At 42.8% G+C, this 12,417-nt stretch carries 10 protein-coding genes and 1 pseudogene; all 11 read right to left on the reverse strand.

What is annotated here, in order from left to right:
• Positions 1 to 6 precede the first annotated feature (6 nt).
• The 11 genes and pseudogenes from rpsJ to secA all read right to left on the reverse strand — a co-directional run bounded on the left by rpsJ (position 7) and on the right by secA (position 12,414).
• Positions 7 to 315: a 30S ribosomal protein S10 gene (rpsJ, locus tag DU53_RS09930; protein ID WP_015869227.1), complete on the reverse strand. Its 309-nt coding sequence runs from the start codon at positions 313 to 315 to the stop codon at positions 7 to 9.
• A 59-nt stretch (positions 316 to 374) separates the two neighbouring features.
• Positions 375 to 1,574 (reverse strand): elongation factor Tu, encoded by a 1,200-nt coding sequence (gene tuf, locus DU53_RS09935; protein ID WP_015869228.1) that lies wholly within the window; start codon positions 1,572 to 1,574, stop codon positions 375 to 377.
• Between the two features lie 32 nt (positions 1,575 to 1,606).
• Positions 1,607 to 3,676, reverse strand: a complete 2,070-nt coding sequence (gene fusA, locus DU53_RS09940; RefSeq protein WP_015869229.1) for an elongation factor G — start codon at positions 3,674 to 3,676, stop codon at positions 1,607 to 1,609.
• 25 nt (positions 3,677 to 3,701) lie between these two features.
• On the reverse strand, positions 3,702 to 4,169 hold the full coding sequence (gene rpsG, locus DU53_RS09945) for a 30S ribosomal protein S7 (protein ID WP_015869230.1): 468 nt from the start codon (positions 4,167 to 4,169) through the stop codon (positions 3,702 to 3,704).
• Positions 4,170 to 4,184: 15 nt separating this feature from the next.
• The gene (gene rpsL, locus DU53_RS09950; protein ID WP_015869231.1) at positions 4,185 to 4,559 is read right to left on the reverse strand and encodes a 30S ribosomal protein S12; all 375 of its coding nucleotides are present in this window, start codon (positions 4,557 to 4,559) and stop codon (positions 4,185 to 4,187) included.
• Between the two features lie 179 nt (positions 4,560 to 4,738).
• A complete protein-coding gene (locus DU53_RS09955; protein WP_015869232.1) occupies positions 4,739 to 5,674 on the reverse strand; it encodes a DNA polymerase III delta in 936 nt (311 codons plus the stop codon).
• A 3-nt stretch (positions 5,675 to 5,677) separates the two neighbouring features.
• Positions 5,678 to 7,378, reverse strand: a complete 1,701-nt coding sequence (locus DU53_RS09960) for a penicillin-binding protein (RefSeq protein WP_161484790.1) — start codon at positions 7,376 to 7,378, stop codon at positions 5,678 to 5,680.
• Positions 7,379 to 7,541: 163 nt separating this feature from the next.
• Positions 7,542 to 7,832 (reverse strand): hypothetical protein, encoded by a 291-nt coding sequence (locus DU53_RS09965; RefSeq protein WP_015869234.1) that lies wholly within the window; start codon positions 7,830 to 7,832, stop codon positions 7,542 to 7,544.
• Between the two features lie 15 nt (positions 7,833 to 7,847).
• Positions 7,848 to 8,744, reverse strand: a complete 897-nt coding sequence (gene rsmH, locus DU53_RS09970) for a 16S rRNA (cytosine(1402)-N(4))-methyltransferase RsmH (protein ID WP_015869235.1) — start codon at positions 8,742 to 8,744, stop codon at positions 7,848 to 7,850.
• Positions 8,745 to 8,818: 74 nt separating this feature from the next.
• Positions 8,819 to 9,931 (reverse strand): peptide chain release factor 2, encoded by a 1,113-nt coding sequence (gene prfB / locus DU53_RS09975; RefSeq protein WP_015869236.1) that lies wholly within the window; start codon positions 9,929 to 9,931, stop codon positions 8,819 to 8,821.
• Positions 9,932 to 9,950: 19 nt separating this feature from the next.
• Positions 9,951 to 12,414, reverse strand: a pseudogene (secA, locus tag DU53_RS09980) (preprotein translocase subunit SecA).
• Positions 12,415 to 12,417 lie beyond the last annotated feature (3 nt).

Consider the following 12,417-nt stretch of genomic DNA (forward strand, 5'->3'; position numbering starts at 1 on the left):
ACCTTATCAAAGCTTGATCTCTACGTCCACTCCTGCGGGAAGGTCCACTTTCATAAGAGAATCAATTGTTTTGGGAGTGGGATCGATTATTTCTATAAGTCTCTTATGCACAAGTTTTTCGAACTGTTCCCTTGCGTCTTTGTATTTATGCGGCGACGTGAGAACAGTGTAGAGTGTTCTTTCCGTCGGCAATGGAATAGGCCCTGAGACCTTCGCATTGGTCATTTTTACAGCTTCAACAATTTTTTTAGCGGACGCATCCAGGAGTCTATGGTCATAAGCCTTGAGGCGAATCCTGATTTTTTGTTTGGCCATGCCTTTTGATTCCCTCCTTCACAGATAAAGGGAGGGAAGTTCCCTCCCCTCAACTTAGATTACTCGATAATTTCGCTGACAACACCAGCGCCGACGGTTCTTCCGCCTTCACGAACAGCAAATCTCATACCTTTTTCGATAGCGACAGGGTAAATGAGCTCAACTGTCATAACGACGTTATCACCAGGCATAACCATTTCGACACCCTCTGGGAGATCAACGAGTTCACCAGTGACGTCAGCCGTTCTGATGTAGAACTGCGGTCTGTATCCTTTGGTGAAAGGAGTATGCCTTCCGCCTTCTTCTTTCTTCAAAACGTAAATGTTAGCCTTGAATTTCTTATGTGGAGTGATTGAACCAGGTTTTGCAAGAACCTGACCTCTTTTGACCTCGTCTTTACCAACGCCTCTGAGCAGACATCCAACGTTGTCACCTGCAACACCTTCGTCGAGGAGTTTTCTGAACATTTCAACACCGGTAACAACCGTTTTTCTAACCTCGTAGGAAAGTCCAACTATTTCAACTTCATCACCGACATGGATTACGCCACGTTCGATTCTTCCGGTAACAACTGTACCTCTTCCGGTGATGGAGAAGATATCTTCGATAGGCATGAGGAATGGTTTGTCGGTTTCTCTCTGGGGCTCAGGAACGTAATTGTCAACAGCGTCCATGAGTTCGTAGATTTTCTGGACCCATGGGTCATCAGGATTATCAGCTTCAAGAGCCATGAGAGCAGATCCTTTTATAACAGGGACCTCGTCACCAGGGAACTCGTATTTGCTGAGAAGGTCTCTAACTTCTTCTTCAACGAGTTCAACGAGTTCTTCGTCGTCAACCATGTCAACTTTGTTTATGAAGACGACCATGGCAGGAACATTAACCTGTCTAGCGAGAAGAACATGCTCTCTGGTCTGTGGCATGACACCGTCGGTAGCTGCAACAACAAGAATAGCACCATCCATCTGAGCAGCACCGGTGATCATGTTCTTAATGTAGTCGGCGTGCCCAGGACAGTCAATGTGGGCGTAATGTCTCTTTTCGGTTTCATACTCAACATGAGTAACGTTGATTGTGATACCTCTGGCCTTTTCTTCAGGAGCCTTGTCGATAGCATCGAATGGTGTGAAATCAGCAAACCCCTTATAGGCGAGAGCTTTTGTTATGGCTGCTGTCAATGTGGTTTTACCGTGGTCAATGTGTCCGATTGTACCAATGTTAAGATGTGGTTTTGTTCGTTCAAATTTTTCCTTAGCCATTTCTTTCCCTCCTTTTGGAAGTGGTTATAGGTTTATTCTCCAAAGATTTTTTTCACTATTTTTTCCGGTACTTCAGCGTAATGCGAGAACTGGATTACGTAACTTGCCCTACCTTGCGACAGTGACCTTATAACTGTTGCATATCCAAAGAGCTCTGAGAGCGGAACATGTGCTCTTATTACTCTCAAGCCCGCACGAGTCTCAAAACCTTCTATACGCGCCCTTCTGGAATTCAGATCGGCTACGATGTCACCTGTGTACTCTTCCGGTGTTGTGATCTCGACTTCCATTATAGGTTCGAGAAGTACCGGGGCTCCTTTTCTTGCCGCCTCTTTAAAAGCCATAGAAGCGGCTATTTTGAAAGCCATCTCCGATGAATCAACCTCGTGGAATGAACCATCGAGAAGCTCCGCCTTGATATTTACCATAGGATAACCCGCCAGGACTCCGGACTGCATAGCTTCTTTTATGCCGCTTTCGATGGCCGGAATGAATTCTTTCGGTATTACACCACCGGCTGTTTTGTCTTCAAAAACGAGACCTTTAGCTGATTCAACCGGACTGACTTTAATCACAACATGTCCGTACTGTCCTCTACCTCCGGATTGCCTGATGTACTTTCCTTCAGCTATTGATTCATTGCGTATTGTTTCACGGTACGCAACCTGCGGGTGACCAACCCTAACATGAACCCCAAACTCTCTCTTTATTCTTTCAACGATAACCTCCAAATGCAATTCACCCATACCGGAGATTATCGTCTCGTTGGTTTCAGGATCTATGTTTACCTTTAGTGATGGGTCTTCTTCTGTGAGTGCCTGCAATGCTTTAGAAAGTTTCGCTAAATCATCTTTTGTCATCGCTTCTACAGCTAGAGAAATAACCGGCTCGGGGAATTCTATGTTTTCAAGTAATACCTTGAAACCTTCAGAAGCTATGGTTTCACCGGTCATGGTGTTTTTAAGGCCTACCATAGCAACAATATCACCGGTTCGAACATAGTCCACTTCCTCACGCTGATCAGCATGCATAAAGAGTAATCTTGCGACACGTTCCCTTTTTCCTTTGTTGACATTATAGATGTAGCTTCCTTTTTGGAGTGAACCTGAATAAACTCTAACAAAGGTTACTTTTCCAACGAAAGGATCCACCATGATTTTAAAAGCAAGACCAACAAAGGGTCCGCTTTCGTCGGGGTTGATAGCTACTTTCTCATTTGTGTCTGGATTCCAGCCTTCGACAGGCGGGAGATCCAGCGGTGATGGAAGATAGTCAACGATCGCATCCAGGAGAGGCTGAACCCCTTTGTTTCTAAATGCAGACCCACAGAGTACGGGAACTATTTTGTTGTTGAGAGTTCCCTTTCTTATCGCTTTTACTATTCGCTCGGGAGGGATTTCTTCACCTTGAATATAAAGCTCCATGAGTTCTTCATCGAACTCAGCGACGTGCATAATAAGTTCTTCCCGAGCCTCTTCAGCTTTATCAATGAGCTCTTCCGGGATATCTTCAAACCCGTATTCTGTACCATCCTCGTTGTACCAGCGGACCGTTTTCATACGGACGAGATCAATTACGCCAGCAAATTCAGATTCAGCACCGATAGGTAGCTGTACAGGAACAGGATTGGCGTTGAGTTTGTCGATCATGCTTTGTACGGCTGCCTCAAAGTTGGCACCTATTTTGTCCATTTTGTTCATGAACGCAATTCTCGGGACACCGTACTTGTCGGCTTGTCGCCATACAGTCTCCGATTGGGGTTCAACGCCTGCTGAGACGTCAAAGACCGCAACAGCACCGTCAAGAACTCTGAGGGAGCGTTCAACCTCGACGGTAAAGTCAACGTGCCCGGGTGTATCAATGATGTTTATTCTGTGGTCGCGCCAGAAACAGGTAGTGGCAGCCGATGTGATAGTAATGCCTCGCTCTTTTTCCTGGTCCATCCAATCCATTGTAGCGGTACCTTCATCGACGCTGCCTAACTTGTACTTTCGCCCGGTATAGTACAGAATACGCTCGGTTGTGGTCGTTTTTCCCGCATCAATGTGAGCCATTATTCCTATGTTTCTAACTGCGTCTAATCTTGTTAGCCTCTCCTTCACGATCTATCCTCCTGTAAAACTAAGCTCACCACCTGAAGTGAGCGTAAGCCTTTCCGGCTTCAGCCATTCTGTGAACGTCTTCTCTCTTTTTGACAGCAACACCGGTACCGTTGTAAGCGTCAATCAGTTCAAGAGCCAGACGTTCGCTTGTTGGCCTCCCAGACTTTGCACGTGCGGCAGCTACAATCCATCTAAGGGCAAGAGAAAGTGCTCTGTCTTCAGGAACCTCAAAGGGGATCTGGTATGTAGCACCACCGACACGTCTTGGCCTAACCTCAAGCAAGGGTTTAACGTTGTTAATAGCCTTTTTGAATGCTTCCATTGGTGGTTGTTTTGTTTTTTCAGAAAGCATTTCAAGAGCCTTATAAACTATCTTCTCCGCTTTGCTCTTTTTTCCATCTTTCATTACTCTGTTGATTAACTTGGTAACAAGGACATCATTGTATATTGGGTCTGGAGCGACTTCACGTTTGACTGCCCTTCTTCTCCTCATATCACGGTTACCTCCTTATTTCTTTGGCTTCTTCGCTCCATAGCGGCTTCGGGATTGTCTTCTGTTTGCGACACCTTCAGCATCAAGAGCGCCTCTGATGATCTTGTACCTAACACCGGGTAAGTCTTTAACTCTTCCGCCTCTAACGAGAACAACAGAGTGTTCCTGAAGGTTATGTCCCTCACCCGGAATATAGGCGGTAACCTCAGTACCATTTGACAGTCTTACCCTTGCGATCTTTCTGAGAGCTGAGTTGGGTTTTTTCGGGGTCATTGTAGAGACCCTAACACACACCCCACGCTTCTGTGGGTTGTTCTCCAAAGCTGGGGATTTGGACTTCTTTTTAAGTCTCTTTCTACCGTGTCTGATTAATTGATTGATTGTCGGCATTAGGTCTTAGTTCCCCTCCTTTCAAGGATATGCCAAAGCCAATTTTACAATGGACTTCCGTTGCTGTCAATCGTAAGAACATTACCGGGACGTAAGTGATGAGAATTTTACAGGAAGTTCACAGAACTGCCATCGGAAAGTTTCTCTACTTCCGGATGGTTTCACTAAGTCGCAGGAAGTCAATTGCCGGTTTGAAAAATGTGGAGAAGTTCCAAAAAAACGAAGCTTTGATCCGAATTCCCGGTCTTGAGTTTCTCATCAAGCTTTTGAAGCTCTATAAGAACTTTGTTGAGCTTTTTGGAAGAGAAATATTTAAGAGTGTTTACAGATGTTTCAGTGGAACCTGAAAAGGAGAATCCCATAAGCCTCGCGGTTCTTCCTAAAGCAATACCGGTGGTTTTTGAAATCGATTGTATTTCTTTCCAATCAGGAGTATGTATGCTGGAAGTTTCTTCTTTCAATCTGCCTATATCAATCAATATACCAGTAACAACGCTTAAAAAAATAGAAAAGTTGACCGCTAAATCTTGTAGCTTCTCGAATAATCCATTATGCTGGCCGGTAATGGTTTTTATTGCGAGTAGTTCGAGGTTTATTCTGTTTGATACAAAAGAGTATTTGAGAATATCTTCGTGAGTGATGGTTTTGCCGAGGGATTTTAACTTTTTAAGCTCTGAATATATCAACATCTCATCGGGACCACTATTTTGGAATAATGTTGATATAGCTCTTTTTTCAATCATCACACCTAGTTTGCGGGCAATTTTGTCAATATGGGTGTGCCAATCCTTCGGTTTCCATGGTTGAGGACGGGAAAAATTCAGAGTCTTACATTCAAGATCGTAAGTTTTATTGGTTTCCAGGAAAACCTCGCTTTTAATCTGGATTCTTTTAAGCAAATCAATAACCATTTCTTTTTCAGGTTTTCTCCATTTATCGAAATCTATTATACGAACCGCTTCAATCCCTCCGAAAAGGGAGTTTGAAGAGAATAAACGTTTCAATTTTTCGAGTTTATCATCGTCCTGTGGCCAGAGCACTACATGTTTTTTTGCTTTTTCTTCAATGAATAGCCTTTTCAATACTTCGCTATTACCTTTAAGACAATACAGCAATTATCATTCACTCTCCCTTACTGAAAGCCAGACCTCCATTTTATATGGAGGATCTATGAATTTTTCTCCGGGGGCTGGTATTTGTGAAACAACTTTTCCCGTGCCGTGAACCTCTACCTTGCTTATGCCAAAGAGCCTGGATATTTCCATTACATCATGTAAAGTATAACCTAAAAGATTCGGCATCTTCCACGGGTATATGGGAACGATCTTATTCTTTTCGTTATCGGGGAAGTATAATTTTTTAACTATTGAGGAAAACACAGGACCTGCTACGGTACCACCGTAATACTCACCAGCTTTAGGGTTTTCAATTAGTACTAACAAAGAATATTTCGGATCATCTGCCGGAAAATATCCCCAGAAAAGCGAATTAAACTCAGTTGAACTGTATCCTTCTGAAGTAGCTCTTTGGGCAGTTCCAGTTTTGCCAGCCACCTTTATTCCTTCAACCTGTGCCCTTATCCCGGTACCGCTTGCGACAACTGATTCCAGAACAGGGCGTATCATTTCGACTATATAAGGCGGAAAAAGAGACTTTTCTATCTTTGGTTCAATTTTTACTATCTCGTGTTCTTCACCAAGCGCCTTAACGAAAGAGGGAACCAACAGGTACCCACCCGAAGGATATACATTCAATGCTCTAATAAGTTGAAAAGCGTTTACTGCAATACCCTGTCCTATTGCAAACTGGTAGGGTGATATAAGTGACCATTTGTTTGGTTTGGGAAGAATTCCTTTTGTTTCGCCAGGAAGATCGATGCCGGTTGGTCTTCCAAAACCTGCCTCCAGAAGTTTGTTATATATTTCATATTTTCCGAGGTTATCAAGCAAGCGTTGTGCTACCTGAACGGTTGCGACGTTACAGGAGTTTCTTATGGCATCCTTAAAAGTTTCGATACCGTGTTTTTCACCTTCTGTATCCCTGATTATTATATCTAATCCTTCTACTGGTTGGATTTTTCCCTCGCACAAGAAGGTTGATTCTTCGGTGATAGATTCAGTGCTCAAAGCGAGGCCGTATATTATAGGTTTCACCGTTGAACCAGGCTCGAAGATCCCGAGGAGTCCCCTATCCCATTGATATGTCTGAGCGTAGGCGATGATCCTTCCAGTTTTCGCTTCCATCAGGATAACAAGGCCGCCATCGGCTTTGTTTTTTCTGACTGCCTCTTTGAGTTCCTGATATACAAGCTTTTGCACATCTATATCTATTGATAAGAAGACATCGTTTCCGTTTACAGGAGAAAATTTTTCAGATCCATAGAACGTTCTGAGTATGTAGCCATCTTTCTTTCCTTTCAATACGTGGTCATATTTTTTCTCTATTCCATTAATTGGACTTTTGCCACTGTCTAATTTTCCGATAATTTTGTCGAGACCGAACTCCCCGAAATAGTGGCGTTCTGTTGAAATCTCTATTGAAATAAATTTTCTGGTTCTTTGATTGAATTTGCGCGAAAGTTCTTTTAGTGTTGGTGATTTTTCTACGAGGAAAAATCGCTCCGAAGAATCCAGAAGGGAAGACAACTTTTCCGGAGGAATATCAAAATTTTCAGATAGCGAAGAGAGAACTTCAGAGATTTCTCTTTCAGATGCAGTCTCTTTCAAATAACCAAGGTCAAGCCAGGCTTCGTAGATCAAAGAATCGCTGGCTAACAATCTTCCTTTGGCATCATAAATGGAACCTCTTAATGCAGGCAAACGATTAACTTTAACAACGGTTGGAATATCTGCATTTGAGAGCAACGCACACTTTATAACTCTGATGCTGAAAATCAGAGTTACCAGCAGAACCGCTATAAAGACAATAATAGTTCGTCTAACGAGATTGTTGATTTTGCCAGCACCTCGCTACCGGGGATATTTACTTTTCCGCTTTCATTCCCGCAACAGTTTCCAGAAAAGCAATTTCTCTCGTCATATCTTCCAGACGAGATTCTAAGAACACTGTTTTGTGTTCTTTTATAGATGCGATTTCACCGAGCTTATCAGCTTCGTTACCGAAATAGAGAGGTAATGCGATGGAAACCGCTACGGAAAGAAAAATAACAAAAACTTCCAGTGCCAGCAGAAGACTCCTGACACCACTGATTTCCAGCGTTCTTTCATGAACACTGGCCCTTACCGCTCTCCGCTTCGCTGTAATGCTTTGCACGAGATGTTCCTCCCTTCAGATCCGCTCCGCTGCCCTAAGTTTCGCACTCCTTGCGCGAGGATTTTCACTCACTTCTTCGACAGACGGTACAACAGGTTTCCTGGTCAAAATTTTTAAGGTGACACCATCTTGTTCCCGGAAAAAATGTTTGACCGTCCTGTCTTCGAGCGAATGAAACGAAATAATAACGATCCTTCCACCAGGTTTCAGGTAGTTTGGAAACTTCTCAAGAGCTGTTCTCAAACCTTTGAGTTCGCCGTTGACCTCAATTCTGATAGCTTGAAAGGTTCTGGTGGCATAATGCCTTTTTCTCCTGAATCGCTCCTGTGGAGGTAGTGCTGCTTTAATGGCTTCCACAAGCTGAATGGTTGTTTGAATCGGTCTCCGCTCAACTATCTTCCTCGCAATTCTCCTGGCATAACGTTTTTCTTCACCATACTCAAAAATGATCCTTGCGAGTTCTTTCTCGGGATAGCTGTTAACGACATCTGCAGCTGTGACTGAACCCGATAGACTCATTCTCATATCCAGAGGTTCATCAATCTCGTACGAAAAACCGCGACCTTTAGCCTTTAACTGATAAGTCGAAACCCCGATGTCCAGGAGAAATCCATCCACTTTATCGACCGCTAAACTTTCAAGGACCAAGTCGAAATCAACATAAGACACGTTGAACAACTCTACGTTCTCCTTAAACTCTTTCAGGTTCTGCTCCGCTATTGCTAGAACCTCTTCATCGATATCAAGACCTATTACTTTACATTTGCCTGACGTTGCTTCAATTATTGCTTTTGTATGCCCACCTTCGCCGAGCGTGCCGTCCACATAAACTCCATTATAGGTAGGACGCAAATAATGGAGCGTTTCCTGGACCATCACGCTCCGGTGAGACTCATTGTACTGTCTTTGCAATGTGATCCTCTCCGCTCAATCAAAATGATATCATTTTTATGTCTTCAATGTCAAATTTTGAGAAAAAATTCTTGCTATTCTTTGTCTTCATCAATTGACGCAAAAAACAGAAGTTCTTTTTCAATGAAATCATCTATGTATCCATCCATGACAGCCTGGACGTCTCCTGTTTCGTAATTGGTTCTGTGGTCTTTTACCATGGTATAAGGCTGGAAAACATAGGACCGTATCTGATTGCCCCACGCGATGTCTTTTTGCTCACCCATCAATTTCATTTTTTCTTGACGCTTCTTTTCTAATTCCAGCTCAAACAATTTTGCTTTAAGAATTTTCATTGCGGTTGCTTTGTTCTGATGCTGTGAGCGTTCGTTTTGACAGGTAACAACTATTCCCGTTGGAATATGGGTAATTCTCACCGCGGATTCCGTTCGATTGACATGTTGCCCGCCGGCTCCACCAGCACGATAGGTATCGATTTTGAGATCCTCAGGTCTGATATCTATCTCCACATCGTCGTCCATTTCAGGGAAGACACTCACAGAAGCGAATGAAGTGTGTCTTCTGTGGTTAGCGTCAAAGGGTGATATCCTTACGAGCCTGTGAACTCCCGCTTCATATTTCAATTTTCCATAAGCATAAGGGCCGGCTATATTTATAGTGGCACTCTTTATTCCAGCTTCTTCGCCTGGCTGTTCTTCTATAGTAGTTACTTTGTAATTATTACGCTCAGCCCAGCGTATGTACATTCTTAATAGCATGGAAGCCCAATCCTGAGATTCTGTTCCACCAGCTCCCGGATGAACTGACAAATAAGCATTGTAAGCATCATAAGGACTACTCAATAAGATATTTAGTTCGAACTCTTTTACCATATCTTCAGCTTCTTTCAGAAGCTCGTTGAGGTTTTCAAGATAGCTTTCGTCTTCTTCTGAGAGTTCAACGGCGATATCTATGTTTTCAAACAGTTCCTGGACTTTATTGAGTAAATCGAGCTGACTTCTTAAAGCTTGAGCCTGTTGTCCGAGTTTTCCTGCACGCCGCTGGTCCGACCAAACGGACGGGTCGGAAAGCTCTTTTTCTATCCGGGAAAGCTTTTCTTTTATCTTATCCACGTCAACGGTTGTTTTTATATTTTCAAATTTGTCTCTCAGTTCCTGGATTCTGGCGTTTGTTTCATAACTTAACATTGTTGGTTCCCACCATCCTTCAACGTTTTACTTTGAATCTTCTGCTATGAGTACCGTGCTTTTTCTCTTTAGAACGTTTACCGCCATCTTTTTTGAGGGCAGAAAATTCATTATGAACGAAATTCAACTTTTGTAGCTCTTTCTGCGCTTTCTCTTCTTGTTTTTTCGCTATCTATTCTGATCAATCTTACCAGTACGCTGACAATGTCATCGTACAACGAATCGACCATTTCTTCAAACAATATATAGGATTCTTTTTTGAATTCTATCACAGGATCCTTTTGTCCGTAAGCCCTTAAACCCACCGAGTCCTTCAAATGTTCTATTGCTTCCAGGTGTTTTCTCCAGCGTTCATCTATCATGCGAAGCATTAAATATTTCAGCACATTGGGGAACTCATCGCCAAAGGCTTTTTTCTTTTCTTCATACTCTTTTTTCAGGTTTTCTATGAGTATATTGGTTAACTCTTCAGGTTTTTTGCAGCTTTTAACACCTTCCAGGATTCGTTCAGGTAGAAAGCCGAAGGAAGTTTTTATCTCTTCATATGCGGGAACAGTTTCCCAATTTTCTGTTCTGCGAGTAACCGTATCCTCTATGATTTCATGGATATGTTTATCGATGTCTTCACCTCTAAGGAGCCAATCCCTGTGGGCGTAAATAGCACTCCTTTGTTTATCTACAACAGAGTCTAGCTCGTAAAGGCGTTTTCGTATTGAGAAATGAATACCTTCGATTTTTTTCTGAGCGGAGTTGATTATTCTACTCAGCAATGGATGTTCGATTGGTTCACCTTTTTCTATTTTGAGGGTGTCCATAATACCTTTGAGCTTTTCTCCGCCAAAAAGACGAATCAAGTCATCTTCGAGGGATAGGAAGAACCTCGATTCTCCGGGATCCCCTTGCCTTCCGGAACGACCGATGAGCTGGTTGTCTATTCTTCGACTTTCATGACGCTCCGTTCCAAGAACGAATAATCCGCCAAGTTCTTTGACACCCTCACCAAGCTTTATATCGGTTCCTCTACCGGCCATATTCGTAGCGATGGTTACAGTACCTTTTTCACCAGCTTTGGCTACTATTTCTGCTTCTCTTTCGTGGTGCTTGGCATTTAAGACTTCATGTGGAATGCCTTTTTTTCTAAGCAAAGAGCTCAGATATTCACTCTTTTCTATAGAAGTTGTTCCAACAAGAACAGGTTGGCCTTTCTTATAGCGTTTTTCTATTTCCTCAACAATAGCAGCGTATTTTTCTTCTACAGTACGGAAGACGAGATCATCTTTGTCTTTTCTGAGAACTGGTTTGTTTGTCGGTATAACCACTACCTCACAACCGTATATTGATACGAATTCGGCTTCTTCGGTAGCAGCCGTTCCTGTCATCCCCGCGAGTTTTTCATACATCTTGAAGTAGTTCTGGAAGGTGATAGTGGCATAAGTAATGCTTTCTTCTTTTATCTTGACATTTTCTTTTGCTTCGATGGCTTGGTGCAATCCTTCACTGTAACGTCTTCCTGGAAGAAGTCTTCCGGTGAATTCGTCGACGATAATGACTTCCCCGTTGGATACGATGTAATCCACATCTTTTTTAAAAAGAGTTCGGGCTTTTAAGGCATTCAAAAGATGGAAAAGGTAAGTATAATTATTTGGGTCGTAGAGATTATCAATCCCGAAGAGTCTCTCGGCTTTTTCTATTCCTTTATCGGTAAGACTGACCGTTTTTTCTTTTTCATTTACGATAAAATCTTCATTTTCCACAAAGCGTCTGGCATAGAAGGCGGATTTTCTGTATAGTTCTGAAGATGCCTCTGCTGGTCCCGAAATGATCAGAGGTGTTCTGGCTTCGTCTATCAAGATGCTATCAGCTTCGTCAACGATAACGTAGTAGTGGTCTCTTTGCACTTTTTGTTCTAATGAGTAGACAAGATTATCGCGCAAATAATCGAATCCAAATTCGTTGGCAGTACCGTAAGTTACATCGGATTGATAGGCTTTTTTTCGATCTGATGTATCCATGGATGATTGTATGTATCCAACGGTTAATCCTAGATATTCATAGACTGGTCCCATCCACGCCGCATCTCTTCTTGCCAGGTAGTCGTTGACTGTGGCGAGTTGAACGTTTTTCCCGGTCAAGGCGTTCAGATAGAGGGGCATGGTTGCTACCAGGGTTTTTCCTTCTCCGGTTTTCATTTCGGCTATCTTTCCCTCGTGGAGAGCTATGGCGCCCATTACCTGGACGTCAAAATGCCTCATACCAACCGTTCTTCTGGCACTTTCACGAACAAGAGCAAAAGCTTCAGGCAAAAGATTATCCAATGGTTCTCCCTTTTTTATCCTCTCTTTTAATTCACGGGTCTTCTGAGGAAATTTTTCTGCCGGGTATTCCCTGACTTCTTTTTCCAGAGCATTCACTTTTTTTACAATGGAATCGTATCTTTTCAAAGTTCTTTTGTTCTTGTCGAAAAGCTTTCCTAAAATTTTCATAAT

The sequence above is a fragment of the Kosmotoga sp. DU53 genome (assembly GCF_001639905.1).
In the GTDB taxonomy this organism is placed as follows: Bacteria; Thermotogota; Thermotogae; order Petrotogales; family Kosmotogaceae; genus Kosmotoga; species Kosmotoga olearia.

Excerpts from the sequence above, each read along its gene's own strand:
- rpsL (WP_015869231.1), bottom strand. The coding sequence starts at position 4,559 with ATGCCGACAATCAATCAATTAATCAGACACGGTAGAAAGAGACTTAAA.
- prfB (WP_015869236.1), bottom strand. The coding sequence starts at position 9,931 with ATGTTAAGTTATGAAACAAACGCCAGAATCCAGGAACTGAGAGACAAA.
- rpsJ (WP_015869227.1), bottom strand. The coding sequence starts at position 315 with ATGGCCAAACAAAAAATCAGGATTCGCCTCAAGGCTTATGACCATAGA.
- tuf (WP_015869228.1), bottom strand. The coding sequence starts at position 1,574 with ATGGCTAAGGAAAAATTTGAACGAACAAAACCACATCTTAACATTGGT.
- rpsG (WP_015869230.1), bottom strand. The coding sequence starts at position 4,169 with ATGAGGAGAAGAAGGGCAGTCAAACGTGAAGTCGCTCCAGACCCAATA.